Source organism: Cellulomonas sp. (assembly GCF_017744555.1).
Taxonomy (GTDB): Bacteria; Actinomycetota; Actinomycetes; order Actinomycetales; family Cellulomonadaceae; genus Cellulomonas.
Genome location: NZ_JAGIBD010000042.1, coordinates 1 through 25,354, shown reverse-complemented (window position 1 = coordinate 25,354; position 25,354 = coordinate 1). Strand labels below are relative to the sequence as shown.

General features: G+C 73.8%; 24 protein-coding genes and 1 pseudogene. 20 read left to right on the top strand and 5 right to left on the bottom strand.

From position 1 onward, the window contains the following. The 8 genes and pseudogenes from J7523_RS18400 to J7523_RS18365 all read left to right on the top strand — a co-directional run. Window positions 1-800 (top strand): annotated as a pseudogene (locus tag J7523_RS18400) (F0F1 ATP synthase subunit beta); the annotation flags it as partial. 110 nt (window positions 801-910) lie between these two features. Beyond that, window positions 911-1,201, top strand: coding sequence for a F0F1 ATP synthase subunit epsilon (locus J7523_RS18395; protein WP_291889987.1), 291 nt, complete (start codon window positions 911-913; stop codon window positions 1,199-1,201). A 13-nt stretch (window positions 1,202-1,214) separates the two neighbouring features. Beyond that, window positions 1,215-1,619 carry a DUF2550 domain-containing protein gene (locus J7523_RS18390; RefSeq protein ID WP_291889984.1) on the top strand — a complete coding sequence of 135 codons (405 nt, stop codon included), beginning with the start codon at window positions 1,215-1,217 and terminating at the stop codon, window positions 1,617-1,619. A gap of 22 nt (window positions 1,620-1,641) precedes the next feature. After that, complete coding sequence (gene nucS / locus J7523_RS18385) at window positions 1,642-2,337, top strand: endonuclease NucS (protein WP_291889982.1); 696 nt, start codon at window positions 1,642-1,644, stop codon at window positions 2,335-2,337. Window positions 2,338-2,464: 127 nt separating this feature from the next. Further along, window positions 2,465-3,124, top strand: a complete 660-nt coding sequence (locus tag J7523_RS18380; protein WP_291889979.1) for a TetR family transcriptional regulator — start codon at window positions 2,465-2,467, stop codon at window positions 3,122-3,124. Beyond that, window positions 3,121-4,506, top strand: coding sequence for a YndJ family transporter (locus J7523_RS18375; RefSeq protein ID WP_291889976.1), 1,386 nt, complete (start codon window positions 3,121-3,123; stop codon window positions 4,504-4,506). The genes J7523_RS18380 and J7523_RS18375 overlap by 4 nt, the downstream gene beginning before the upstream one ends. Continuing rightward, window positions 4,503-5,120, top strand: coding sequence for a hypothetical protein (locus tag J7523_RS18370; protein WP_291889973.1), 618 nt, complete (start codon window positions 4,503-4,505; stop codon window positions 5,118-5,120). The genes J7523_RS18375 and J7523_RS18370 overlap by 4 nt, the downstream gene beginning before the upstream one ends. Window positions 5,121-5,124: 4 nt before the next feature. Further along, window positions 5,125-6,366 (top strand): amidohydrolase family protein, encoded by a 1,242-nt coding sequence (locus J7523_RS18365; protein WP_291889970.1) that lies wholly within the window; start codon window positions 5,125-5,127, stop codon window positions 6,364-6,366. Here J7523_RS18365 and J7523_RS18360 read toward each other — a convergent pair. Then, complete coding sequence (locus J7523_RS18360; protein ID WP_291889967.1) at window positions 6,363-7,367, bottom strand: LacI family DNA-binding transcriptional regulator; 1,005 nt, start codon at window positions 7,365-7,367, stop codon at window positions 6,363-6,365. The genes J7523_RS18365 and J7523_RS18360 overlap by 4 nt on opposite strands. Window positions 7,368-7,629: 262 nt before the next feature. On the opposite strand from J7523_RS18360, the gene J7523_RS18355 reads away from it, so the two are divergent. The 9 genes from J7523_RS18355 to J7523_RS18315 all read left to right on the top strand — a co-directional run bounded on the left by J7523_RS18355 (window position 7,630) and on the right by J7523_RS18315 (window position 17,710). After that, window positions 7,630-8,949: an extracellular solute-binding protein gene (locus J7523_RS18355; RefSeq protein ID WP_291889964.1), complete on the top strand. Its 1,320-nt coding sequence runs from the start codon at window positions 7,630-7,632 to the stop codon at window positions 8,947-8,949. Window positions 8,950-9,016: 67 nt separating this feature from the next. Next, the gene (locus J7523_RS18350) at window positions 9,017-9,997 is read left to right on the top strand and encodes a sugar ABC transporter permease (RefSeq protein WP_291889963.1); all 981 of its coding nucleotides are present in this window, start codon (window positions 9,017-9,019) and stop codon (window positions 9,995-9,997) included. Further along, window positions 9,997-10,875, top strand: coding sequence for a carbohydrate ABC transporter permease (locus J7523_RS18345; protein WP_291889961.1), 879 nt, complete (start codon window positions 9,997-9,999; stop codon window positions 10,873-10,875). Before J7523_RS18350 ends, J7523_RS18345 begins: the two co-directional genes overlap by 1 nt. A 19-nt stretch (window positions 10,876-10,894) precedes the next feature. Continuing rightward, window positions 10,895-13,189, top strand: coding sequence for an alpha-xylosidase (gene yicI, locus J7523_RS18340; protein WP_291889959.1), 2,295 nt, complete (start codon window positions 10,895-10,897; stop codon window positions 13,187-13,189). 202 nt (window positions 13,190-13,391) lie between these two features. Beyond that, complete coding sequence (locus J7523_RS18335; protein WP_291889956.1) at window positions 13,392-14,840, top strand: beta-glucosidase; 1,449 nt, start codon at window positions 13,392-13,394, stop codon at window positions 14,838-14,840. A 74-nt stretch (window positions 14,841-14,914) separates the two neighbouring features. After that, window positions 14,915-15,220: a hypothetical protein gene (locus J7523_RS18330; protein WP_291889953.1), complete on the top strand. Its 306-nt coding sequence runs from the start codon at window positions 14,915-14,917 to the stop codon at window positions 15,218-15,220. Between the two features lie 9 nt (window positions 15,221-15,229). Then, window positions 15,230-16,093: an HAD family hydrolase gene (locus J7523_RS18325; RefSeq protein WP_291889950.1), complete on the top strand. Its 864-nt coding sequence runs from the start codon at window positions 15,230-15,232 to the stop codon at window positions 16,091-16,093. Window positions 16,094-16,103: 10 nt separating this feature from the next. After that, window positions 16,104-16,928, top strand: a complete 825-nt coding sequence (locus J7523_RS18320; protein ID WP_291889947.1) for an alpha/beta hydrolase — start codon at window positions 16,104-16,106, stop codon at window positions 16,926-16,928. Continuing rightward, window positions 16,925-17,710 (top strand): alpha/beta hydrolase, encoded by a 786-nt coding sequence (locus J7523_RS18315; RefSeq protein ID WP_291889944.1) that lies wholly within the window; start codon window positions 16,925-16,927, stop codon window positions 17,708-17,710. Before J7523_RS18320 ends, J7523_RS18315 begins: the two co-directional genes overlap by 4 nt. Window positions 17,711-17,822: 112 nt before the next feature. Here J7523_RS18315 and J7523_RS18310 read toward each other — a convergent pair whose 3' ends face one another. The 3 genes from J7523_RS18310 to J7523_RS18300 all read right to left on the bottom strand — a co-directional run bounded on the left by J7523_RS18310 (window position 17,823) and on the right by J7523_RS18300 (window position 20,741). Further along, on the bottom strand, window positions 17,823-18,248 hold the full coding sequence (locus J7523_RS18310) for a hypothetical protein (RefSeq protein ID WP_291889942.1): 426 nt from the start codon (window positions 18,246-18,248) through the stop codon (window positions 17,823-17,825). Between the two features lie 11 nt (window positions 18,249-18,259). Next, a complete protein-coding gene (locus J7523_RS18305) occupies window positions 18,260-18,496 on the bottom strand; it encodes a hypothetical protein (protein WP_291889939.1) in 237 nt (78 codons plus the stop codon). Window positions 18,497-18,575: 79 nt separating this feature from the next. Continuing rightward, window positions 18,576-20,741, bottom strand: coding sequence for a hypothetical protein (locus J7523_RS18300; RefSeq protein ID WP_291889936.1), 2,166 nt, complete (start codon window positions 20,739-20,741; stop codon window positions 18,576-18,578). A 256-nt stretch (window positions 20,742-20,997) separates the two neighbouring features. On the opposite strand from J7523_RS18300, the gene J7523_RS18295 reads away from it, so the two are divergent. From J7523_RS18295 to J7523_RS18285, 3 genes are all read left to right on the top strand, one after another. Beyond that, window positions 20,998-22,716 (top strand): hypothetical protein, encoded by a 1,719-nt coding sequence (locus J7523_RS18295; RefSeq protein ID WP_291889933.1) that lies wholly within the window; start codon window positions 20,998-21,000, stop codon window positions 22,714-22,716. After that, a complete protein-coding gene (locus J7523_RS18290) occupies window positions 22,713-23,729 on the top strand; it encodes a hypothetical protein (RefSeq protein WP_291889930.1) in 1,017 nt (338 codons plus the stop codon). The genes J7523_RS18295 and J7523_RS18290 overlap by 4 nt, the downstream gene beginning before the upstream one ends. A 74-nt stretch (window positions 23,730-23,803) precedes the next feature. Continuing rightward, entirely contained in the window at window positions 23,804-24,742 is a 939-nt protein-coding gene (locus J7523_RS18285) for a tetratricopeptide repeat protein (RefSeq protein ID WP_291889928.1), read from the top strand. A 382-nt stretch (window positions 24,743-25,124) separates the two neighbouring features. Here J7523_RS18285 and J7523_RS18280 read toward each other — a convergent pair. Next, a partial coding sequence (locus tag J7523_RS18280; RefSeq protein ID WP_291889926.1) for a hypothetical protein occupies window positions 25,125-25,354 on the bottom strand: 230 nt, incomplete at its 5' end.

Genomic DNA, 25,354 nt, shown 5'->3' with positions numbered 1-25,354 from the left:
GTGCAGTCATGAACGATCACCCGACCGAGACCCCGTCCACGCCGCCGCGCCCGCGCGCCCTGTCCGCGCTGACGATGGCGGAGTACTTCCGCGACGTGCAGAAGCAGGACGTGCTGCTGTTCATCGACAACATCTTCCGGTTCACGCAGGCCGGCTCCGAGGTGTCGACGCTGCTCGGCCGCATGCCGTCCGCCGTCGGCTACCAGCCGAACCTCGCCGACGAGATGGGCCTGCTGCAGGAGCGCATCACCTCGACGCGTGGTCACTCGATCACCTCGCTGCAGGCGATCTACGTGCCGGCCGACGACTACACCGACCCCGCCCCGGCCACGACGTTCGCGCACCTCGACGCGACGACGGAGCTCAGCCGCGAGATCGCGTCCCGCGGTCTCTACCCGGCCGTCGACCCGCTGGCGTCGACGTCGCGCATCCTCGACCCGCGCTACGTGGGCCAGGAGCACTACGACGTCGCGACCCGCGTGAAGTCGATCCTGCAGCGCAACAAGGAGCTCCAGGACATCATCGCGATCCTCGGTGTCGACGAGCTGTCGGAGGAGGACAAGACGGTCGTCGCCCGCGCGCGCCGCATCCAGCAGTTCCTCTCGCAGAACACGTACATGGCCGAGAAGTTCACGGGCGTCGAGGGCTCGACGGTCCCCGTGGCCGAGACGGTCGAGGCGTTCAAGAAGATCGCGGACGGCGAGTTCGACCACATCGCCGAGCAGGCGTTCTTCAACATCGGTGGCCTCGAGGACCTCGAGCGCAACTGGGCCCGTATCCAGAAGGAATACGGCGTCTGAGTCGTCCGGGTCCCAAGACTCCGCGGGGAGCCGCCGTCCACCGACGGCGGCGACCGGGAGGCGCCGCACCGGCGCCTCCCGGCCCCGATCGAACGTGAAGGAGAAGGTCAGTGGCTGACATCGAGGTCGACCTCGTCGCCGCCGATGGCAAGGTCTGGTCGGGCACCGCCCAGCGGATCATCGCGCCCGCGGGCGACGGTGAGATGGGCATCCTCGCCGGGCACACCCCGGTGCTGACCGTGCTCAAGCCGGGCGAGATCCGTGTGCTGCCCGCGGGTGGCGGCGAGGTCATGCGCTGGCAGGTCGAGGGCGGTTTCCTGTCCTTCGACTCGAACCAGGCCACCGTGGTCGTCGACTCGGTGGTCAGCGGGGGACGCACGGCGTCCGCGGCGGGGCACTGAGGGTCCGCCTGAGGTGAGCGGGGTCGGGGTCGTTCTGGTGGTCGGGGCGGTCGTCATCGTCCTCGCACTGGTCGGACTGGCCCTGTCCCGCGCGCACACGCTCGACCGTCGCGTCGGGTCGTTCCGGTGCGCGTTCGGCCGCACCCCGTCCGGCCCGTGGTCGGCCGGGATCGCGCAGTACGGTGCCCGGCAGCTGTACTGGTGGCGGCGCACGTCGCTCGCGCCACGGCCCGCGGCTCGCTGGGACCGGCTCGGGCTGAGCGTGGTCGAGCGCCGCGCCGTCGAAGGCACCGGGCTGGTCGTGGTGACCTGCCGCAGCGGTGCGCAGGATGTGTTCCTGCAGATGTCCCCGGAGGCGTACGCCGGGTTGACGTCCTGGATCGAGGCGACGCCGTCGCGCGTCGGCTCGGTCATCTGATCCCAGCTCTCCGAGGACCCTCATGCGTCTCGTCGTCGCCCGGTGCGCTGCCCGCTACAGCGGCCGGCTCAACGCGCACCTGCCGCTCGCGACGCGGCTGCTCGTCGTCAAGGCCGACGGCAGCGTGCTGCTGCACTCGGACGGTGGCTCGTACAAGCCGCTCAACTGGATGAGCCCGCCGTGCACGCTCGCGGTCGACGAGCCCGACGACGAGTCGCGCGCCGCGGGCGTCACCCAGACGTGGGTCGTCCAGCACCAGAAGTCCGACGACCGGCTCGAGATCGAGCTGTACGACGTGCTGCACGACTCGGCGCACGACCTCGGGGTCGACCCGGGGCTCGTGAAGGACGGCGTCGAGGCGCACCTGCAGGAGCTGCTCGCGGCGCAGATCGTGCTGCTCGGCACGGGCCACAGCCTGATCCGGCGGGAGTTCCCGACGGCGATCGGGCCGGTGGACATCCTCGCGAAGGACCCGTCGGGCGGCACCGTGGCCGTCGAGATCAAGCGGCGCGGGGACATCGACGGCGTCGAGCAGCTGACCCGGTACCTGGAGCTGCTCAACCGCGACCCGTTGCTCGCGCCCGTGCGCGGCGTGTTCGCGGCGCAGGAGATCAAGCCCCAGGCGCGCGTGCTCGCGACGGACCGGGGGATCGGCTGCCTGGTGCTCGACTACGACGCGATGCGCGGCGTCGACGACGTGGACGCCCGCCTGTTCTGACCGGGCCGCCGGGCGGATCCGCCCGACCGCGCCCTCGGCGGGCGTCGCGACCCCTCCACCACTCGATGTCTTGAATCACACGCCGCCCGTCTTGAACATGTTCAACTGAACATGTTCAACTCGTGCCATGGCCGACGACGACAGGCTCGACACCCGCTCCCACATCCGCTCGACCGCCCTGCGCCTGTTCCGCGAGCGCGGCTACGCCGCCACGACGATGCGCGCTATCGCCGACGAGGCCGGCGTCGCGACGGGCAACGCGTACTACCACTTCGCGTCCAAGGACCACCTCGTCCAGGAGCTGTACCTCGACGTCACCCGGGACCACGCGGCCCGCGCGCGGTCCGCGCTGGACGCCGGCGGCGACCTGACGTCGAGACTGCGCGCGACGCTGCTCGCGAGCGTGGACGCGTTCGCCGAGTACCACGCGTTCGGCAGCGAGTTCGTCACCGTCGCGATCCGCCCGGGGTCCGCGGCGAGCCCGTTCTCGGCGGCCTCGGCCGGTGCGAGGGACCTCAGCCAGGAGCTGTTCCGTGAGGTCGTCGAGGGCGCGTCGCCGGCGGTGCCCGAGCCGCTGCGGAGCGAGCTGCCGGAGCTCCTGTGGCTCGCACAGCTCGGCGTGACGCTGTTCTGGGTCTACGACGACTCCCCGGGGGCGCGCCGCACGCGCACGCTGGTCGAGGGGGCTGCCCCGCTGCTCGGTCGCCTCGTGCGGCTGAGCCGGCTGCCGGTGCTGCGCGGCGTGGTCGACGACCTGCTCGGCCTGGTCCGGTCGGTGCGCCCATGAGCGCGCCGATGGCGCCGTGGGCGCTCGACGTGGTGCACGCGGTCGTGGCGCTCGGCGCCGCGGTCGTGCTGCCCGTCGGGCTGCGGGTGCTCGGGGACCGTGACGTGCCCCGACCGTCGTCCGCCGCGTGGCTGATCGCGGGCACCCTCGCCGCGGTGGCGGTCTGGCTCCCCGTCGGGCCGACCGCCGCGGTCCTTGCCGTCCCGTTCGCGGCCGCGTGCGCGGTGCTGGCGCTGTGTGCGGTCCGTGCCGCGGCGGGACGTCGCCGAGGCTGGTGGTCGATCGGCACCGCCGTGGCCCTCGCAGCACCGGCCGTCGGTGCGACCGCGCTCGTCGCGGAGCGCGCGGGGTGGGGACTGCTGGGCTTCTCCGGCGACGAGCTCACCCTCACCGCACCGCACATGCTGTTCGCGGGCTTCGGTGCGTGCCTGGTCGTCGGGCTGCTCGCTCGCGCGGTCCCGTCGCGCGCCGCCACGGCGGCGGCGGTCCTGACGCCTGCGGGCGTGCTCGTCGTGCTGCTCGGCTACTTCGTGTCCGACGCGGTCGAGCTCGTGGGTGCGGTGCTCCTGACGGCGGGCGTGTGGTGCGCCGCCGGTGCCGCGGTCGCGTCGACCGCGACCGGGAGCCGGCCGCTGCGGCGGGTGGCGGACGTCGGCGTCGTCGCCGCCGTCGTGTCCATGGCGCTCGCGCTGTGGTGGGCGACCGGCGAGGCGACCGGGATGTGGCACCCCGCGCTCACCTGGATGGTCGCAACCCACGGCGTGCTCAACGCGGGGGGCGTCGTGCTGTGCCTCGTGCTGGCGCTGCGATCCGGACGGACGCCGGCCGCGGCGCCGGACGGGGTCGACGACCTGGACTACGCGCCGGTGGGCGCCACGCGCACGAGCGGCCGCCCAGCCGGGTACCGCCACCTCGCGGTCCGCCACCTGATCCTGTCGGGCGCGGACGAGAGCGACCATGCCCGCGTCGTCGAAGCGCTGGTCACGGGCCAGGTGCACGCCGCGGCGCGCGTGGAGGTCGACGTCGAGGGCGGCCGTGCGACACCGGGCGCGCGCGTCGTGACCAGGATCGGTGTCGGCCGGGCGCGCCTGACGGAACCGTGCCGGGTGGTCTGGAGCTCGCCGGACGGGTTCGGGTACGGGACCGTCCCCGGGCACCTGTTCCGCGGCGAGGAGGCGTTCACGGTCGAGCTCGACGGCGACGGGCTGTGGTTCGTGGCGGTCGCGTACTCGGTGCCCGCGGTCGGGTGGGTGCGGGCGCTCGGGCCGCTCGTGGTCGTCGGGCAGCGCCTCTACCTGCGCCTTCTCGCCCACGGTGCGCACCGGGTCGCCGCGGCGCGGGTGCATGCCGGGCTCGGAGGGGTCGCGGGCGGTGCGCGATGACCGGGGTCGTCGAGATCTGGGGGACGCAGCGCCCGGTCGGCGCGGTTGCGGTGCGCGGGCCGCGCGCGATCGCGTCGGTGTGCGCGCGGTGCCTCGTCGTGCTCGTGGTGGTCAACGTGGGGGTCGCCGTGGCGTGGGGGGCGACCCAAGGGACGTCCGGTGTGCCTGTGGCGCTGTACTTCTTCGCGCTCGCGATACCCGTGGCGCTCGTGACGATCGCCGTCGTCGGGTGGCCGGCCGGGTTGCTGACGGCCGAGCTGCTGCGACGTGAGCCGCGCGAGTGGGTGCACGTGCTGGTGTTCGCGCTCGTGGGCGCCGGGCTCTGCCTGCTGCTCGCCATGCACATGTGGCACATGAACACCTGGTCGGTGATGTCCGTGCTGTGGGCCCTCGCGGAAGGTGCGGCCGGAGCGGGCGGCGGTCGGTGGTGGGCCGGCCACGCCCGCAGGCGTGCGACGCGCGTGGCGCTCGCCGCGCAGGAGGCGCTCCGACCCTTCCCGCCCGTCCCTGCGTACGGGGTGGCCGCCCCCGCACCGGCGGCTCCGGCACCGGAGAACGGTGGCCCGCGGGCACCCGGAGGTGCGACGGAGTGGGAGCCACCTAGGGCAGGATGACGGCGTGACCGCTGCGACCGATCCCGTGCCCACCCTCGTCCGTGGCCGGGTCGTGACCCCGTCCCGTGTGCTCGGCGACGGCGTCGTCGTCGTCGAGCAGGGCGTCGTCACGTGGGTCGGCCGCACCGAGAACCTGCCCGACGGCTGGGGTCCGGCGCCGGAGCCTGCGGGCACGGTCCTGCCCGGCCTGGTCGACCTGCACTGCCACGGCGGTGGGGGCGCGAGCTTTCCGGACGCGACGGACGCGGCGACGGTGCACCGGGCGGTCGTCGAGCACCGGCGGCACGGCACGACGAGCCTCGTGGCGTCCCTCGTCACGGCACCGCGCGACGTGCTCCTGGCGCGGACGGCGCTGCTCGCGGACGTCGCAGACGCGGGGGACCTGGCCGGCATCCACCTCGAGGGGCCGTTCCTGTCGGCGGCGCGCTGCGGCGCGCAGAACCCCGACGACATGCTGACCGGCGACCCGGACCTCGTCGCGGAGGTCGCCCGGGCGGCCCGCGGGCACCTGGTGACCATGACCGTCGCACCCGAGGTCCCGGGGGTCGCGGACGGCGGCGGCGACGCGGACGACGTGCTCGCGGCGCTCGTCGGCGCGGGCGCGGTCCCGTCGATCGGCCACACGGACGCGTCGGCGGAGCAGGTCGAGGCGGCGGTCGACCGTGGGTTCGACCTGCTGGCCGCGGCCTCGTCCACGCTGGCCGTCCGGCTGACCGCGACGCACCTGTTCAACGGCATGCGCCCGCTGCACCACCGAGACCCTGGACCGATCGCCGCGTGCCTCGCCGCGGGGGCGCGGGGCGAGCTGGTCGTGGAGCTCGTCGCCGACGGGACGCACCTGGCGGACGGCACGGTGCGCACCGTGTTCGACGTGGTCGGCGCGGACGCGATCGCCCTGGTCACGGACGCGATGGCGGCGGCGGGCATGCCGGACGGCGACTACCGGTTGGGCCCGATGGCGGTCCGGGTCGCCGAGGGCGTGGCGCGCATCGTCGACGAGGAGGGCGCGTCGGGAGCGATCGCCGGGGGAGTGGCGCACCTGCTCGACGTCGTGCGGCAGGTGGTCGCGGCGGGCATCCCGCTGGTCGACGCGGTCCGGGCGGGGGCGACGACGCCCGCGGAGGTGCTGGGTCGGCGCGACATCGGCGCGCTCGTGGTGGGCCGCCGGGCCGACATCCTCGTGACGGACGACGACCTGCGCCCGGTGCGCGTCATGCGCGGCGGGCGGTGGCTGACGGACGACTAGGCCGGAGCCGGTCCCGAGCTCTCGCGCCCGGTGAGCACCGGAGAGAGGAGGCGGGTCTCAGCAGGGTGGTCGCCGTCGAGCCGCGCCGCGGCCATGTCGACGGCGACGGAGCCGATCGTCATGGCGGGGATGTCGACGGCCGTGAGCGGCTGCGGCTGACCTACGGCGACGTCCTCCGGGCAGACGGCGACGACCGAGATGTCGCGCGGGACCTCCTTGCCGCGCTCGCGGAGCGTGGCCAGCACGGCCGGGAGGGCGACCTCGTTGTGCACGATCAGCGCGGTGACGTCGGGGAGCTGGTCGAAGACGCGGTCGACCGCGTCGACCGCGCCGGCGTGCGACGACTCGCACGGCACGAACAGCCCGGCGATGCCGCGGCGGGCGGTCTCGGTGGTGAACCCGTGGACCATGCGCTGCGCGTAGGTGGTGCGGCGCTCGAGCACGAGGTGCGGTGACCCGACGAGCGCGATCTGACGGTGGCCGAGGTCCGCGAGGTGGTCGACGGCGAGCCGGGCGGCCGCCTCGAAGTCGAGGTCGACGCACGACAGGCCCTGCGGGTCGCGCGGCAGACCGATGAGCACGGCGGGCTGCTTCTGGCGGCGCAGCAGGGGCAGCCGGGGGTCCTCGGCCTCGACGTCCATCATGATGAGCGCGTCCACCATCGACCCGGCCGCGACGCGGTCGACGCCCGCGAGGTCGTCCTGCGTGAGGAGCAGGACGTCGTGCTCGAAGTCGCGGGCGCGCGTGACGACGCCGGTGACGAACTGCATGATGACGCCGACGTTGACGTCGACGCGCAGCGGGGCCATGAGCGCGAGCACGTTGGTGCGCTGCGACGCGAGCGCGCGGGCGCCCGCGTGAGGCCGGTAGCCGAGCTCGCGGACGGCGCGTTCGACGCGCGCCCGGGTGGGGGCGGAGATGGGCCGCTTGCCCGACAGGGCGTAGGACACGGTCGACACGGAGACGCCCGCAGCGCGCGCGACGTCGTCGATCGTGGTCACGGCGGCACCTCCAGTAGTCACGGCCCTGACACACTGCCGGGGACGAGGGTCACCCTATCCGGCCGTGCGTCGACGACGGTCGACCGCCTCCGTCGCGGCGTTGCGAGTCGGTGAAGCGCTTCGACGCTAGCGCGTCGGCGTGTCCGGATTCAAGCGGTGAGGATCGCGCTAGACACGTCGAAATCGGCGCGCTAATGTCATCGAAGCGCTTCGACGCACCAGGGCGTTCCGCCCAGACATCCACTCGATGAGGAGACCCCGGATGAGGATCAGCACACGGCGTTGGGCGGTCGTCACGGCCGCCGCCCTCCTGACGCCGCTCGCGTTGGCCGCCTGCAGCAGCGGCGGCTCGGACAGCTCGGGCGACGACGGCGGCGACGCCAAGACGCTCACGATCTGGCACTACGAGAACGACGAGTCGGCCATGGGCCAGGCCTGGAACAAGGCCGTCGAGATCTTCAAGGACGAGCACCCCGGGGTCACGGTCGACGTCGAGCACCAGACGTTCGAGCAGATCCAGAAGAACGCGAAGATCGTGCTCACCGGCGACGACGTGCCGGACGTCATGGAGTACAACAAGGGCAACGCGACCGCCGGGCAGCTCGCCTCGCAGGGCCTGCTCACGCCGCTGACGGACGTCGCGAAGGAGAAGGGCTGGGACACCAAGCTCAGCGGCTCGCTGGCGACCACGGCCACGTACGACGAGGACGGGCTCATGGGCTCGGGCGACTGGTACGGCGTGCCGAACTACGGCGAGTTCGTCGGCGTCTACCTGAACGACGACATGTTCGCGGCCAACGGCATCGAGGTGCCGACCACGTTCGACGGCTTCGAGCAGGCGCTCGCCGCGTTCAAGGCCAAGGGCATCACGCCGCTCGCCGAGGCCGGCGCGGAGTACCCGCTCGGCCAGCTCTGGTACGAGCTCGTGCTGCACTACGGCGACCGCGCGCTCGTCGACGACTACCAGCTCTTCAAGAACGACGTCGACTGGCACGGCGAGGCGATGACCAAGGCCACCGAGAAGCTCGACGAGTGGATCAAGGCCGGCTACATCGCGTCCGACTCGGCCGGCCTGACCGCCGAGGACATGGGCACGTCGTTCATCGCGGGGACCTACCCGATCATGGTCTCGGGCTCGTGGTGGTTCGGCCGCCTGCAGTCGGAGATCACGTTCAACTGGTCCCAGACCCTGTTCCCCGAGAACACGCTGCACCCGGGCTCGTCCGGCAACATCTGGGTCGTCCCGACCAACGCGAAGGCGAAGTCGCTCGCGGAGGACTTCATCGACATCACGCTGCGGCCCGAGGTCCAGGACGTGCTCGGCCAGGCCGGTGGCCTGCCGGTGGCCGGTGACGTCTCGAAGATCACCGACCCCAAGACCGCCGAGCTCACGAAGAACTTCACCGACATCCTCGGTGACGACGGGCTGGCCTACTACCCCGACTGGCCGGTCGCCGGGTTCTACGACGTGATCGTCAGCCAGCTGCAGTCGCTCGTGAACCAGTCCAAGTCGCCCGACGAGGTCCTCGACGGCCTCCAGGACGCGTACGAGTCCGGCAAGAAGGACCTGCTGGGCGAGTGATCCGACGGCCCCGGGCGCACCACACCGGCGCCCGGGGCCCCGGACCTCTCCCGGACGGAGGAACCTCATGACCCTCGAGTCGCTCGAGCGCGCCGACGGCGCGTCGACCACCGCCACCCCGCCGGCGGGGCCGTCGAAGCCCCGGCGCAGCCGACCCGGATGGGTCCCGTACCTGCCGTACCTGATCCCGGGAGCCGTCGGGTTCGCCGTGGTCATCGGGATCCCGTTCGTGCAGAACGTGATCCTCAGCTTCCAGAAGTGGAAGGGCGGCATGGCCCCCCACCACTGGGTCGGGCTGGAGAACTACACGAACCTGCTGGCGGACGAGCAGTTCTGGACGTCGTTCCGGAACTCGATCTCGATGATCGTCGCGATGGTCGTCGTCCCCACGCTCATCGGCCTGGTGCTCGCGTCGGTCCTGTTCGACTACCTCGGCAAGACGTTCGGCTCGCGCAGCGCGGCCGTGCTGCGCGCCACGTACTACCTGCCGCAGATCCTGCCCGTCGCCGTCGCCGGCGTGCTGTGGAACTGGATCCTCAACGCGCAGACCGGCGCGGTCAACGAGGTCCTGCGCTCGTGGGGCGTCGAGAACCCGCCGAACTGGCTGGGATCGCCCACCACCGCGATGCCGAGCGTCATGCTCGTGCTCGTCTGGGTGCAGATCGGCTACCCGGTCGTCGTGTTCATGTCGGCGCTGCAGCGCGTCGACCCCGAGCTGTACGAGGCCGCGGAGCTCGACGGCGCGGGCTGGTGGCGGCGGTTCAAGGCCATCACGATCCCGCAGATCCGGCCCGAGACGTTCGTCGTCGTGCTGACCTGCACCGTCGCCGCGCTCAAGGTGTTCGGCCCGATCTACGTGCTGACCCGTGGCGGGCCCGAGAGCTCGACCCTGGTGCCGAGCTACTACTCGTACCTCAACTTCTTCGACAAGTCGAAGGTCGGCTACGGCGCCGCCGTCGCGAACGTCCTCACGCTCGTGATCGTCGTCGTGGCCGCCGTGATCCTGATCCTGCAGGCGCGCTACGAGCGCAAGGAGGAGGGGCGCTGATGGCCACCGCAACGCTTCCGGCAGCCGCCGCGGCGGCGACGAACCGGAGCCGGCACCAGCGCGGCACCGCCCGCTGGGTCGTCCTGGCTCTCGCGGTGCTCGTCGCGGTCGCGATGCTCGTGCCGTTCCTCATCATGCTGCTCAACGCGTTCAAGTCCCCGGCGGACTACTCGCAGAACGGCCCGCTGAGCTTTCCGCACGAGCTCTACACCGAGGGCGTCAAGAACTTCTGGACGCGCGTGAACTTCCCGCAGAAGCTCGTGAACTCCATCTGGATCTCGGGCGCGGTCGCGATCGCCGGGACCCTGCTGTCGCTGTTCAACGCGTACGCGATCGGCGTGGGCCGCGTGAAGGGCCGGCTGTGGATCGTCACGCTGTTCCTGCTCGCGACGATGCTCCCGCAGGAAGCGCTCATCTACCCGCTGTTCACGATGGCGTCCGACGTCGGCCTGTCGAACTCGCCGTGGTCGGTGATCATCATCTTCACGGTCATCCAGTCGGCGTTCGGCACGTACCTGCTGAGCTCGGTGCTCGGCACGTTCCCGAAGGCGCTGCTCGAGGCGGCCGCGCTCGACGGCGCGAGCCGGTGGCAGGTGCTGTGGAAGGTCGTCTTCCCGGTGGTCCGGCCCACGCTGTCGGTGCTGATGATCTTCTTCTTCATCTGGACGTGGAACGAGTTCTTCATCCCGCTCGTGATGCTCACGACCAACGACACGCAGACGATCCCCGTCGCGCTCGCCTCGCTGCAGGGCGACCGCATGATGGACGCGCCGACGACCAACGCGGGTGCGCTCGTCTCGCTGGTCCCCGCCGTCCTCTTCTTCCTCCTCTTCCAGCGCACGCTGACCCGCGGTGTCACCGCCGGGTCAGTCAAGTGACCACAGCAAAGGCACCGGCATGAAGTTCACCGACGGCTACTGGCAGCACCTCCCGGGCGTCCGCGTCCTGCACCCGCGCGCGGTCGCGGACGTGAGCGTCGAGCAGGACACGCTCACCGTGTACGCCGCCACGGCGCCGCTCACGACGCGTGGCGACACCCTCAACCGGCCGCTGGTCACGGTGACGTTCAGCAGCCCGATGGACGACGTGATCGGCGTCCGCATCGAGCACCACACCGGCGGTGTGGACCACGGACCCGCGTTCGCGCTGGCCAGGACCGGCGCGGACGTCAAGGTGGTCGGCCCGGAGCAGGACGACGACGGCGTGGCGACGTTCCGCGCCGGCGGCCTCACCGCCCGGGTGTCCACCCGTGGGGCGTGGGGCGTGGAGTTCGAGGCCGACGGCCGCGTGCTCACGTCCTCCACCCCCCGCAGCGTCGGAGTCGTCACCGACGCCACGGGGGACGCCTACGTGCACGAGCAGCTGACCCTCGGTGTGCGCGAGCACGTGTACGGCCTGGGGGAGCGGTTCGGCGCGTTCGTCAAGAACGGGCAGACCGTCGACATCTGGAACGCGGACGGCGGCACCGCGAGCGAGCAGGCCTACAAGAACGTGCCCTTCTACCTGTCCGACCGCGGCTACGGCGTGTTCGTCGACCACCCGGGCAAGGTGTCGTTCGAGGTCGGCTCGGAGGTCGTGTCCCGCACGCAGTTCTCGGTCGCGGGCGAGGCGCTCCAGTACTACGTCATCCACGGCCCGACGCCCAAGGACGTGCTGCGCCGCTACACCGCGCTCACCGGGCGCCCGGCGCGCGTGCCGGCCTGGTCGTACGGCCTGTGGCTGTCGACGTCGTTCACCACCTCGTACGACGAGGAGACGGTGATGTCGTTCGTCGACGGCATGGCCGAGCGGGACATCCCGCTGAGCGTCTTCCACTTCGACTGCTTCTGGATGCGCGGCTTCCACTGGACGGACTTCACGTGGGACCCGGCGACGTTCCCGGACCCCGAGGGGCTGCTGTCCCGGCTGCACGACCGCGGCCTCAAGGTGTGCGTGTGGATCAACCCGTACATCGCGCAGCGCTCGGCGCTGTTCGAGGAGGGGCGGGCCGCCGGCTACCTCGTGAAGCGCGCCGACGGCTCGGTGTGGCAGACCGACCTGTGGCAGGCGGGCATGGGCCTGGTGGACTTCACCAACCCCGAGGCGGTGGCCTGGTACCAGGCGCACCTGCGCCGGCTGCTCGGGCAGGGCGTCGACGCGTTCAAGACGGACTTCGGCGAGCGAATCCCGACCGACGTCGTCTGGCACGACGGCTCCGACCCGGAGCGGATGCACAACTACTACACGCACCTCTACAACAAGGCGGTGTTCGACGTCCTGACGGCCGAGCGCGGCGAGGGCGAGGCCGTGCTGTTCGCCCGGTCGGCGACGGCCGGCGGCCAGCAGTTCCCCGTGCACTGGGGCGGCGACTGCGAGTCGACGTTCACGTCGATGGCCGAGTCGCTGCGCGGCGGCCTGTCGCTCGCGTCGTCCGGCTTCGGCTACTGGAGCCACGACATCGGCGGGTTCGAGGGCACGCCCGACCCGGCCGTGTTCAAGCGCTGGCTGGTGTTCGGCCTGCTGTCGTCGCACAGCCGCCTGCACGGCTCGGACTCGTACCGGGTGCCGTGGGCGTTCGACGAGGAAGCCGTCGAGGTCGCGCGCACGTTCACGCACCTCAAGCACGCGCTCATGCCGTACCTCGCGCAGGCCGGTGCCGAGGCGCACGAGCAGGGCATCCCGGTGATGCGGCCGATGGTCCTCGAGTTCCCGGACGACCCGGGTGCCGCGACGGTCGAGACGCAGTACATGCTCGGCGGCCAGATCCTCGTCGCGCCGGTGTTCAGCGCGTCGGGCGACGTCGACGTGTACCTGCCCGAGGGCACGTGGACGTCGCTGCTCACGGGCGACCAGGTCACCGGCCCCCGCTGGGTGCGCGAGCGGCACGACTTCCTGTCCGCCCCGGTGTACGTGCGGGCGGGTGCCGTGATCCCGGTGGCCGCGCGCACCGACCGGGCCGACGGCGACTGGGCCGACGGGGTCACGTTGCGCCTGTTCGACCTGCCGGACGGCCACCGGTCGGTGGTCGAGGTCCCGGCGTCGGACGGCGGCGAGGGCGCCACGTTCGTCGTGCGCCGCACGGGCCGGACCGTGACCGTCGAGGCGCGCGGGACGACGAGCGAGTGGCACGTCCAGGTCGAGCCCACCTCGCGCCGCGCGGGCGTGCACGCGTCGGTGCCTGCCGGTGGGACGATCGTGGAGCTCGCCGTCTGACCAGGGCGGGCGTCCCGGTCCGTCCGGGGCGCCCGCAGACCTCTCGGGAGTGCGACCGAGGCCCTGCCCCGCGGGGTCGCGGGAGCGATCCCACCCGTGTATCGTATCGATTCGACATTCTGCAGAGCCGCAGCGTCATCCCCGCGTCGACCACCCAGCGCCGACGCCGCCCGCCCCGCCTCCGCCGACCAGAAGGACCGACATGCCGACCACGCGCCCGTCCGGACGCCAGCTGCCCGCCGACTTCCTCTGGGGCTCGGCCACCGCGTCGTACCAGATCGAGGGTGCGCACGACGAGGACGGCCGACTGCCGTCCATCTGGGACACGTTCTCGCGCACGCCCGGCAAGGTCCTCGACGGCGACACGGGCGACGTCGCGGTCGACCACTACCACCGCGTCCCCGAGGACGTCGCGATCATGAAGGACCTCGGCCTGCAGGCCTACCGGTTCTCCGTCGCGTGGCCGCGCGTCCAGCCGACCGGCTCGGGCAAGTTCAACCAGGCCGGTCTCGACTTCTACTCGGACCTCGTGGACCGGCTCCTCGACGCCGGCATCAAGCCGGTCGTCACGCTGTACCACTGGGACCTCCCGCAGCCCCTCGAGGACGAGGGCGGCTGGGCCANCCGGCAGACGGCGTACAACTTCGCCGAGTACGCCCGCAAGCTCGCCGAGGTGCTCGGTGACCGCGTGCACCTGTGGACCACGCTCAACGAGCCGTGGTGCTCGGCGTTCCTCGGCTACGCGTCCGGCGTGCACGCCCCCGGCGTGACCGACGCGGCCAAGTCCCTCGCGGCGGTGCACCACCTCAACCTCGCGCACGGTCTCGCGGGCCGCGCGATCCGCGAGGTGCTCGGCGACGACACGCCGATCTCGGTCACGCTCAACCTCCACGTGACCCGCGCCGCCACCGAGGCGCCCGAGGACGTCGAGGCCAAGCGCCGCATCGACACCATCGCGAACGAGGTGTTCCTCGGCCCGATGCTCGACGGCGAGTACCCCAAGGAGGTGTACGCCGACACCGAGCACATCTCCGACTGGGGCTTCGTCCAGGAGGGCGACCTCGACCTCATCAAGATCCCGCTCGCGGTGCTCGGCGTGAACTTCTACTCGACCGGCCGCGTCAAGCACGGCACGGGCCCGGACCTCGAGCCCGGCACGCCGGGACCCGACGGGCACCGCGTCTCGGAGCACACCCCGTGGGTCGGTGCCGACGACGTCGAGTGGCTGCCGCAGCCCGGCCCGCACACCGCGATGGGCTGGAACATCGAGCCGCAGGGCCTCGTCGACCTGCTCCTCGAACTGCGCGACCGCTACCCGGGCCAGCCGCTCGCCATCACGGAGAACGGCGCCGCGTTCTACGACACGGTCAGCGAGGACGGTCGCGTGCACGACGAGGACCGCGTCGCGTACCTGCACGACCACATCGACGCCGTCGGCGAGGCCATCGAGGCCGGCGCCGACGTGCGCGGGTACTTCGTCTGGTCGCTGCTCGACAACTTCGAGTGGGCGTACGGCTACGACCGCCGCTTCGGCGTCGTCCGCGTCGACTACGACACGCACGAGCGCATCGTGAAGGACTCCGGCCTCTGGTACCGCGAGCTCATCCGCACGGGCACGATCGCGCCTGCGGAGACGGCCGCGACGCTCTGACGCCGCACCGACCGACGACCCGTCCCCGCCGCCGCGGGGGCGGGTCGTCCTCGTTCCCGGGAGAGGATGGGGTCATGCCGCGCAGCCGACGCTCGACGAAGCGCCCGTACGGCGCCGAGCACGTCGAGCTCGACCTCGACCGGGCGACGGGCGGCCGCAGCACGCAGAGCGCACCGGACGGTGAGTGGGTCGTGCAGAGGGTCCGCGGCAACGACCGCGAGTACCGGTGCCCCGGCTGCGACCAGCTCGTCGCCGCGGGCACGCCGCACGTGGTCGCGTGGCGGTCGGACGGGCTGTTCGGCGAGGCGGTCGACGAGCGGCGGCACTGGCACTCGTCCTGCTGGCAGGCGCGCGGCCGGCGCGGCCCCACGAGGCGTTAGCGTGGCCGCGTGACCCCCGAGCCGTCCCGCCCGCCCCGGCTCGTCGCCTCCGACCTCGACGGCACCCTGCTGCGACCGGACGGCGCGCTCGCCCCTCGCACGGCCGCCGCACTCGTGCGCGCCGCGGAGCTCGACATCGACGTCGTGTTCGTGACGGCACGGCCGCCGCGCTGGCTCGTCGACCTCGCCCCGCACGTCGCAGGCCACGGTGTCGCGATCTGCGCGAACGGCGCCGCCGTCATCGACGTCGCGACGGGCGCCGTCATCAGCGAGCACGGCATGCCGCCGGAGCTCGTGACGCAGGTGGCGCGGCAGCTGCGTGAGGCGTGGGGCGCCGAGCACGTGCACCTCGCGGTCGAGAGCGCCGACGGGTTCGCGGCCGAGTCGGCCTTCCGGTCCGAGCACCCGGTGCCGCCTGGCAGCGCGGTCGCGGACCGGATCGAGGACGTCCTCACGGCGTCGACGTTCAAGCTGCTGGTGAAGACGTCCCGCCCGGGCGGCCCGTCGTTCGCGCTCGACCTGGCGGGTGTGCTGGGCGACGCCGCCCTCGTCTCCGACTCGGGGGCGGTGGGCCTCGGGGAGATCTCCGGGCCCGGCGTCACGAAGGCGGCGACGCTCGCGCGCTGGGCCGAGGCGCGGGGCATCGCGCGCGAGGACGTGTGGGCCCTCGGCGACGCCCCGAACGACCTGCCGATGCTCACGTGGGCGGGCCGCTCGTTCGCCGTCGCGAACGCGTACCCCGAGGTCCTGGCGGCCGCGACCGACCGGTGCGCCTCCAACGCCGACGACGGCGCCGCGGACGTCCTCGAGCTCGCCGTCTCCCTGGCGGTCGCCCGCGAGGACCGACGCGAGCGCCGGTCGACGCTGACCTAGGCTCGTGCCGATGAGCACGCACACGGCCGACGCCCACCTGCACCGGGACCAGCACGGCACCCCGATCCGCTCCCTGACCGTCCTGCCCGCGGTACGCGAGGACGTCGAGCTCCACACCGCCGACGGCCTGACGCTCGTCGGCGAGCTCGCCCTCCCGGTGGGCCCGGACGGCGCACCGACCACGCCCGCGGCGACGCTCGTGACGCTGCACCCGCTGCCGACGCACGGCGGGTACATGGACTCGCACGTGTTCCGCAAGGCGGCCTGGCGGCTGCCCGCGCTCGCCGGCCTCGCGGTGCTGCGGTTCAACACGCGCGGCACGTCGAGCCCGCGCGGCACGAGCGACGGTGCGTTCGACGGGGGCGCGGGCGAGCGGTACGACGTGCACGCCGCGATCGAGTTCGCCGAGTTCCACGACCTGCCGCACCGCTGGCTCGTCGGCTGGTCGTTCGGCACCGAGCTCGCGCTCATGCACGGCCGCGACCCGTCGATCGAGGGCGCGATCCTGCTGTCGCCGCCGCTGCACCGCGCGACCGACGCCGACCTCGACGCCTGGGCGGCGTTCGGCAAGCCGCTCGTCGTGCTGGTCCCCGAGCACGACGACTACCTGCAGCCCGACGAGGCACGCACGCGGTTCGCGCGCGTGCCGCAGGCCGAGGTCATCGGCGTCGACGGCGCCAAGCACCTGTGGGTGGGCGAGACCGCGGTCCGGCGGGTGCTCGACGAGATCGTCGCGCATGTGCTCCCCGGGACGGGCCCGCTGCCGACGCACTGGGACGGGCCGAGCAGCACCGCGACGAGCGGGCTCGCACCCGCGGGCGAGGAGGACGCATGACGCTGCACACGTACCGGACCGGCGGGGCCGGGCTGCCGCTCGTGCTGCTGCACGGGTTCCCGCTCGACCACCGGATGTGGGACGCCGCCGCGGCCCTCGTGCCGGGCGAGCGGCCCGTGCTCGCCGTCGACCTGCCGGGCACCCCCACGGACGACGAGGAGCTGCCGGAGCCGTCGCTCGACGCCTCCGCCGACCGGGTCGCCGCCGAGCTCCGCTCCGCCGGCATCGACCGCGCGGTCGTCGCTGGCCTGTCCATGGGCGGCTACGTCGTGCTCGCACTCCTCGAGCGGCACCCGGACCTCGTCGCGGGCGCCGGCCTCGTGGACTCGAAGTCGACGGCGGACACCGACGACGCCCGCGCGAACCGGCTGCGCATCGCCGCCGAGGCCGACGAGAGCGGCTCGGTCGCTCCCGTGCGGCCGATGTCGACCACGCTGCTCGGCGAGTCCAGCCGCACGTCGCGGCCCGAGCTCGTCGACACGATCGCCGCCTGGATCGAGGACCAACGCCCCGCGGGCGTCGCGTGGTCCCAGCGCGCGATGGCCGCCCGGCCGGACCGCACCGACGTGCTGCGCGGGTACACGGGCGCCGCGCTCGTCCTCGTCGGCGACGAGGACACGGTCACCCCGGTCGAGGCCGCCGAGCACATGGCCGCCGCCGCGCCGCAGGCCGCGCTCGTCGTCGTCCCGCGTGCCGGGCACATGTCCGCGCTCGAGCAGCCGGCCGCCGTCGCCGACGCGCTCGGCGAGCTCGCCCAGCGGGCCGACGACCCGGGGCGCTGACCGGAGCCGAGCCGTCCGGCGACCGCCCCCCGGTGCACCGCCGCCGAGCCCCGCCGGGACGGCCGTGCCGGGACAGGCGTGCCGGGTCAGCCGTGAGCGGCCAAGGTGCCGCTCAGCCGTGCAGCACCCGGTCGAGCGCCTGCACGAGGTCGAGCGACTCACCGTCCTTGCCGCCTGCGCCGAGCACGAGCGGCGGGTCGGACGACGCCGGGCTCACGCCCCGGAACCGCGCCGTGAGGCTCGACGGCGCGGTGAGCACGTAGAACTCGCCGTCGACGTCCACCGCGACCGACTCGTCGCGCCGCAGGTACCAGCCGCGCAGGGGCGTCCGGAACCGCGATCGCCCGTCGTAGCTGCGCGCTCGCAGCTCGACGGGCTCGGGGCCCTGCGCCAACGCCTCCTGCACGAACGCACCGATCAGCTCGCGCGCCCGCGCCGACTCGGCGAGGCGCCGGCTCTCCAGCGCGTCCGCGTGCGCCTGCGCGGCGGCCCGCCGGTCGTCACGCCAGCGCGCGGCGGCATCCGGGTCCGACGTCATGACGCGGCCGCTCAGTGCTGCGCCGCGGCGGCGTCCCCGGCGGTCGCGTCGGCCGCCTTGTCGCCGCCGTCGCCCGTGGTGTCCTGGTGCGCCTCGTCGGCCTTCTTCGCGTCGTCCGGCGCCGCGGCGGGCACGACCGGGATCGCCGCGGAGACGGGGGCGGGCCGCGCCTTGGTCCGCGGGGCAGGACGCGCCGCCTTGGCGGGGGCGGGCTGCGCACGCTCGGCCTGCGGGGCGCTGGACGGCATGTCGGACGCAGCCGCCTCGCCCTTCGCAGCAGCGTCGCCGGCCCCGGACGGTTCGGCCGTCCGAGGCGCGTCGCCCGCGTCAGACGACCGACCCTTGTCGGGCGTCCCGCCCGCGGCCGACGACTGACCCTTGTCGGGCGCCTCGCCCGCGGCCGACGACTGACCCTTGTCGGGCGCCCCGCCCGTCTCGGCCTCCGTGGCCGCGGCCTCGCCCTTCGCCGCCACCGGCGCGTTGCCGGCCGACTCTCCCGCGGCGGGTGCCGCCTGTGGTCGAGCCGCCACCGGACGGCGCCGCCGCGGCAGCGACCGGCGCCGGCTTGCCCTGCGCCGCGGGCCTGACCTCGGCGGGCGCCTTGCCCGACGCGTTGCCCGCCTGCTCCTTCTCGAAGGCCGCCTCGGCCCGGGCCGCCCGCTCGAGGCTCGCACGGTCGGGGTTGTGCCCGAGCAGGTTGCGCAGCTCGTCGAGGTACGAGGTGATCGACTCACGCTGCCGGTTGAGGTCCTCGACCTGCCGGGTCGCCGTCGTGCGCTCGCGCTCCGACTCGGTCATGGCGTCGTTGATCTGCTTCTCGGCGTGCTCACGTGCCTCGGCGACGACGCGGTCCGCGTTGCGGCGCGCGTTGGAGACGAGCTCGCGCGCGTGGGACTCGGCGTCGGTGCGCACCTTCTCGGCCTGCGCGAGCGCCTTCGCGACACGCTCCTCGGCCTCGGCGGCGTGTGCCTCGGCGTCGCGCACGAGCCGCTCGGTCTCGGCGCGGGCGGCCTCGTGCCGCTCGGCGTCCTCGCGCTCGGCTGCCTCCCGCCGGGACGCGATGGTGAGCTGGGCGTCGGCGAGCTGGCGCTCCGCGGCGCCGATCTGCTCGTCGGCCTGGGCCTTCGCCGAGGCCAGCAGCTCGCCCGCCGTGCGCCGGGCCTCGGTGAGGGCACGCTCGACCTCGAGCCGCGTCCGCTCCCGCAGCTCGCTGGTCTCACGCTCGGTCGCGGCTCGCAGCTCGGCGGCCTCGCGTTCGGTGACGTCCCGCAGCTCGCTCGTCTCGCGCTCGGTCTGCTCGCGCAGCGCGCTGACCTCGTGGGTGGTGCGCTCGCGCAGCTCACCGGTCTCCCGGTCGGCCTGCGCCCGCAGCTCGGCCGCGTACTGCTCGGCCTCGGTCCGCAGCGCGGCGACCGCCTGCTCGGCCTCGGTCCGCACCACGGCGAGCTCGTCGGACGTGGCGGCGCGCAGCTCGCCGGTCTCGCGCTCGGCGCTCGCACGGACGAACGCGGCGTACTGCTCGGCCTCGGTGCGCAGTGCGGCCACCTCGGCGGCGACGCGCTGCTGGAGGGCGGCGGCCTCACGCTCGGCGGTCGCGCGGACGGAGTCGGCATACTCCTGCGTCTGCACGCGGAGCGAGGTGACCTCGGCGGCGGCGGCCTGCCGGGCCGTCCCGATCTCGAGCGCGGCCTCCGACCGCTGCTGCGCGACGTACCGGTCCACCTCGGTCTTGGCGGCGGCCAGCTCGGCCTCGACGCGCTGGCGCAGCGCGGTCGTGTCGGCGTCGGCGCTCTGCCGAAGGTCCTGGGCGTACCGCTCGGCGCTCTCGCGCGCGGCCGTCGTCTCGGCCTCGGTGCGGGACCGCAGCTCGCTCGCGGTGCGCTCGGTCGCGACGCGAAGCTGGGTGGCCTCGTGCTCCACGCTCGCCCGCAGGGTGCCGAGCTCGCGCTCGAGCGAGCTGCGCCGCTCGGCCTCCTCGGTCGTGATCGCGCTCTGGATCCGGGCGGCCTCGCGCTCCGCGGACCCGACGAGCTCCTCGGCACGGCGCTGCGCGGCGAGGAGCGTGCTCTCGGCCTCCGCCGACGCCGTCGAGCGCACCTCCTCGGACTCGCGACGGGCGGTCGCGAGGAGCTCGGCCACCTCGTTCTCCGCGCGGGCGCGCAGCTGGCCGGCCGCGAGCTTGGCGCGCGCGAGCGAGTCGGCCGCCTGGGCGTTCGCCTGCGTCACGACGTCCGACGACTGCTCCTCCGCCGAGCGCAGCAGCTGCTCGATGCGCGAGCCCAGACCCGAGTAGGTGGGGCGCTCGGCCTCGCGGAGCTGCCGGTGGGCCTCGGAGAGCTCGCCGGCTGCCTGGAGCGTCTTGGCGTCGAGCGCCTCGACCTGCTGGCGCGCGTCGGCCAGGGCCTTCTCCAGCGCGGTGATGCGGGCGTCGACAGACTCGCGCTCGTATCCGCGGAAGTTGACGACGGGGAACGGGGTCCGGGCGTCGGGCACGTGGGGTCCTCCAGGTCGCGCGGGTCCCGGCGCGGTGCGGTCTCGGTCGAGGCGCTCGTCGACGGCCGGATCCCGCCCGCCAGGATACGCGCGACGGGGACCGCGTCGCCTCGCGACCCCGCTCCCGCCGTGGGCGCCTTGTCCGGTCCGTCCGGGCCCCCCAGGAGCGCTGCGGAGGTGCTCGTCAAGCCGCTCGTTTCGGACGGAGCGGGCCCCTCTGCCTATCCTGGAGCTTCTCGTCCCGAGAGGATCCTGCGTGCTCAAGCGACTGCTCCCTGCCGCCGTCGGCGTCCTAGGACTCGTCGTCGTCGGCCTCGGCATCGCCTCCGCGACGGTCTGGCGGGCGGACGACGTGCTCGTGGCGGAGACCGGCGGCGGGGCCCGCACCCTGGTCACGGACCCGGGTGTGCTCGAGCTCGGCGGCGACCCCGTGACCATCACGGTGCACGTCCCCGACAAGAGCCGCGTCGTGCTCGCGATCGGCCGCGACACCGACGTGGAGGGCTGGGTCGGCACCGACGCGCACGACCGCGTCACCGGCCTGTCCTCGTGGAGCCGGCTGGCCGTGGAGGGCGTCGAGGCCGCACCGACACCGTCGCCGTCGCCCTCGGACGCCGCCGCACCGCCCGCCGACCCGGCGGCGACCGCGCCCGCGGACGCCGCGGAGAACAGCGCCCCCGCCGTCGCTGACCCCACGGGCTCGGACATGTGGGTGGCCGAGGCGGAGGGGGACGGCAGCGCGAAGCTCGTCTGGCACGCGCAACCCGGCCGCTGGAGCCTCCTGGCCGTGAGCCCGGAGAGCGCGGCAGCGCCGACGCTGTCGCTCGCGTGGCCCCGGGTCGTGACGACCCCGTGGCTCTGGCCGTGCGTGGTCGTCGGCGGCCTGCTCGTCCTGCTGTCGGCGGGTCTCCTGCTGCGCGGGTGGCTCCGTCGGCGGGCCGGCATCGTCGGCCCGCAGTGGCGCGACGTCACGACGGGTCCGACGCCGGCCGTCGAGCCGGCCGGCGCGGGTCAGCCGGCACTGACCCGACGGCAGCTGCGTGAGGCGGCCGCGGCCGGGTCCTCGCGCGTCGCCGCCCCCGCTGCCCCGCGCAACCCGGTGGGGGACCGCGGTTCCGAGATGCCGACCCCGGTCGGCACCGTTCCCGGTGCCCGCCCGACCGTCCCGTCCGCGACGCACCCGGCCGACGGCCCGGGCCTCACGGCCGTGACGGCGGCGTCCAGCCGCCGCGCGCTCCGGACGGGATCGCAGCCGATCGTGCCCGCGGGCACGTCGCCCGACCGCCCCGGGGACACCCCGCACCCCGTGGCGGCTACGACCGACAAGCCCCCGACGGGTACACCGACGGCGTGGGGCTCGTCCCCGGTGGGTGCGGGAGCGCCTGGGGCGACGGGCCGTGCCACGGGCTGGACCCCTGCGCCGCCGTCGGCGGCTGTCCCCCCAGCAGGTGCACGACCGACCACCGCATCCACGCCGCCGCCCGGACCGTCGTCGGGCCCGGGCCACCCGGGTCCCCGCAGCACTGGCGCGGGCGAGCACGCAGCGCACGGTCGCCCCGCGTGGGCGACCGGCCCGATCCCCGTCACGCGGCCGGCCGCCCCGGCGGGCGGCCCGGCCCTGCCGGCTCCCGGCGCGGTGGTCGGTGGGCCCGGGGCGGCTGCGCCTCGCATCGGAGTCCCGGGCTCGGCATCCGCAGCTGGTGCGTCCGACCGCGCGCCCGCGTGGTCGGCGGTGCCGCCGCCGCCCGGCCCGAGGTCGACGTCCGGATCGACGACCGGGCCGGACGCTCCGCACGCGACGCACCGCCCCACCTGGCTGCACGAGCCGGCTGCGGGCTCCGGTGCCCCGGGCTCGTCCGGCACCGAGCAGGGCGACCAGGCGGGCTCGCGCGGTGATGCATGGCGCCGTGCGTGGGGCCTGCCGCCGATCGAGAAGGACAGCCAGGACGACTCGACGAGGGAGGACGGCCGATGAACCGCCACCCGCTCGTGCACCGCCGCCGTGGCGTCGCGGCCGCCGTCTCGCTCGCGCTCGTCGCCGTCCTCGCGGCGTGCGGGAGCCCGCTGCCGCAGCCCGACCCCGAGCCCGTGCCGCCGGTGGCGCCCCCGGCCATGTCGGTCGCGCAGTCGAACGACGTCCTCACCGACCTCGGCTCCGTGCTCACGCAGGCGGACTCGACGCTCGACGCGAGCGCCCTGCCGCCGCGCGTCGAGGGCCCCGCGCTGGCCATCCGGTCCGCGGAGTACGTGCGTGCCACCGCGACCGGGGGAGCGAAGCCCCCGACGGTGCTGCCGACCACGGCGCAGGTCGAGATCGTCCCGCAGACCACCACGTGGCCGCGGACCCAGCTCGTCGTCACCACGCAGCCCGACGACCTGCAGGCGCCCCGGATCCTGGCCCTGCAGCAGTCGGCGCCCCGCGAGCCGTACCGCCTGTGGGGCTGGGCACGGATGGGTCAGGGCGTGCAGATGCCCCCGACGGCGGCGCCCGCGACGGGCAGCGCGGTCCTGGCACCGGACGCGACCGGTCTCGTCGTGACGCCGACCGAGGCGATGACGCAGTACGCCGACCTGCTGTCCAACGGCGCGGCCTCGCCGTACGCCGCGACGTTCGCCCCGGACGCGTTCCGCGCGGGCATCGAGGCCGCGCGCGCCGCGACAGTGGCCGGCGTCGAAGCCGCGGGGACGGTGACCGAGACGTACACGCCGGACGCGGCCCCGCTCGTCAGCCTCGCGACCGTCGACGGCGGTGCGCTGGTCGTCGGGCAGCTGACCACGGTGTCCACCGTGACGCTGACCGTCGCCGGTGGGACGATCCCCATCCAGGACCCGTTCTACGCGGCGCTGACCGGAACGACGTCGGCGGGGACGAGCTTCGTGCGGACGTTCAGCGACGTCCTCGTGATGTACGTGCCCCCGGCCGGCAGCGGTGCCCCGGTGCAGGTGCTGGCCGCGGAGCACGCCGTGACGTCCGCCGCCGCGAGCTGAGCGCACCACCCACAACTCCACGACACGACCCGAGCCACCGACGGCGCGTCCCGCCGTCGAAAGGAAGACGCCCCATGTCGCAGCCCACCGGACCACGACCGCGTCTCGACGCCCGCGGCGCGGTCGACCTCTCGTCCCTTGCCCGACCGGCGACCCCGCCCCCGGGCACCCCGGGCGGGCTGGCCGCACCGGGCGCCTACGTCGTCGACGTGGACGAGGCGTCGTTCGGCGACCTGGTCCAGAGGTCGACGTCGCACCCCGTGGTCGTGGTGCTCTGGGCGTCGTGGAGCGAGGTCAGCGCCACGGTCGCCGCCGACCTGGCCGCGCTGGCCGACGAGGACGGCGGCCGCTGGCTGCTCGCCCGCATCGACGCGGAGGCCAACCCGCAGGTGGCGGCCGCATTCCAGGCCCAGTCCGTGCCGACGGTCGTTGCCGTGCTCGCGGGCCAGCCGCTTCCGCTGTTCCAGGGGGCTTACCCCAAGGACCAGGTGCGCGCCGTCATCGATCAGGTGCTGGCCGCTTCCGAGGCGAACGGCATCACAGGTCGCGTGACGCCCGCGGACCCCGACGACGTGACCGCGCCCCCCGCCGAGCCGGAGCTTCCGCCGCTGCACCGGGCCGCGTACGACGCGATCGAGCGCGACGACCTGTCGGCGGCGACGGCCGCCTACGAGCAGGCCCTCAAGGAGAACCCGCGTGACGCGCTCGCACGTGCCGGCCTCGCGCAGGTCGCACTCCTGGACCGGACCCGCGACATCGACCTGCGTGCCGTCCGCGACCAGGCCGCGGGCCGCCCGGACGACGTCGACGCGCAGCTCGCGGTCGCCGACGTCGACGTGCTCGGGGGACAGGTCGAGGACGCGTTCGGGCGTCTCGTGGACCTGCTGCGCGCCGTGGCCGGCCCGGACCGGGAGCGTGTCCGGCTGCGGCTCGTCGACCTGTTCGAGGTCGTGGGCGGCGACGACCCGAGGGTCGTCGCAGCTCGCCGGGCCATGGCCAACGCGCTGTACTGACGCTCGCTGGGCAGTATCGGTGCAGGTCACGCGTCTGCACCGAGGCGTCGACGGACGACCAGGGCGGGCGGTGACGGGCGTCACGGGGAGCGGATTTGCTCTTCTCGACGGGCGCTGCGTAATGTTCTCGATGTCGCCCGGCAGGGAGGAACGGACACCGAGATCGCATCGGTGGCTGGTCCCCCGGGCAGACAGCCTCGGAAGCTCCGACCGGCGACACGATCGCCGGTCGACAGGAGTGTCCGGACCTGGAACCTGGTTCCGCCCCGAAAACTCGCCTGACAGGCAGGTTTGACGCGGCAGGCCGGCTCCGCTAAGTTAGAACGGTTGCCTCCGGGCAGGTCGAGAGACCGAAACGGATGCGCGTCTGTTCCTTGAGAACTCAACAGTGTGCCAAGTAGTCGATGCCAAGATGGTCCATCGCAGTGATGTGGTGGGTCTTGGTTGAGATGCGGGTCGTCTGCTCACCCCGTGGGTGGGCGGCTCGAATTGACAGCCGAATCTGATTGGTCCCTTTGGGGATCGTTTCGTGTGTCGGTTGCCGGCCTGCTTCGGTGGTGCCGGTGCCATGTAGACATTTACGGAGAGTTTGATTCTGGCTCAGGACGAACG

What these genes read in the sequence shown, in the direction of transcription:
- nucS (WP_291889982.1), top strand. Translation starts at nt 1,642, where the DNA reads ATGCGTCTCGTCGTCGCCCGGTGCGCTGCCCGCTACAGCGGCCGGCTC.
- J7523_RS18380 (WP_291889979.1), top strand. Translation starts at nt 2,465, where the DNA reads ATGGCCGACGACGACAGGCTCGACACCCGCTCCCACATCCGCTCGACC.
- J7523_RS18375 (WP_291889976.1), top strand. Translation starts at nt 3,121, where the DNA reads ATGAGCGCGCCGATGGCGCCGTGGGCGCTCGACGTGGTGCACGCGGTC.
- J7523_RS18370 (WP_291889973.1), top strand. Translation starts at nt 4,503, where the DNA reads ATGACCGGGGTCGTCGAGATCTGGGGGACGCAGCGCCCGGTCGGCGCG.
- J7523_RS18355 (WP_291889964.1), top strand. Translation starts at nt 7,630, where the DNA reads ATGAGGATCAGCACACGGCGTTGGGCGGTCGTCACGGCCGCCGCCCTC.
- J7523_RS18350 (WP_291889963.1), top strand. Translation starts at nt 9,017, where the DNA reads ATGACCCTCGAGTCGCTCGAGCGCGCCGACGGCGCGTCGACCACCGCC.
- J7523_RS18345 (WP_291889961.1), top strand. Translation starts at nt 9,997, where the DNA reads ATGGCCACCGCAACGCTTCCGGCAGCCGCCGCGGCGGCGACGAACCGG.
- yicI (WP_291889959.1), top strand. Translation starts at nt 10,895, where the DNA reads ATGAAGTTCACCGACGGCTACTGGCAGCACCTCCCGGGCGTCCGCGTC.
- J7523_RS18330 (WP_291889953.1), top strand. Translation starts at nt 14,915, where the DNA reads ATGCCGCGCAGCCGACGCTCGACGAAGCGCCCGTACGGCGCCGAGCAC.
- J7523_RS18320 (WP_291889947.1), top strand. Translation starts at nt 16,104, where the DNA reads ATGAGCACGCACACGGCCGACGCCCACCTGCACCGGGACCAGCACGGC.
- J7523_RS18315 (WP_291889944.1), top strand. Translation starts at nt 16,925, where the DNA reads ATGACGCTGCACACGTACCGGACCGGCGGGGCCGGGCTGCCGCTCGTG.
- J7523_RS18310 (WP_291889942.1), bottom strand. Translation starts at nt 18,248, where the DNA reads ATGACGTCGGACCCGGATGCCGCCGCGCGCTGGCGTGACGACCGGCGG.
- J7523_RS18305 (WP_291889939.1), bottom strand. Translation starts at nt 18,496, where the DNA reads ATGCCGTCCAGCGCCCCGCAGGCCGAGCGTGCGCAGCCCGCCCCCGCC.
- J7523_RS18290 (WP_291889930.1), top strand. Translation starts at nt 22,713, where the DNA reads ATGAACCGCCACCCGCTCGTGCACCGCCGCCGTGGCGTCGCGGCCGCC.
- J7523_RS18285 (WP_291889928.1), top strand. Translation starts at nt 23,804, where the DNA reads ATGTCGCAGCCCACCGGACCACGACCGCGTCTCGACGCCCGCGGCGCG.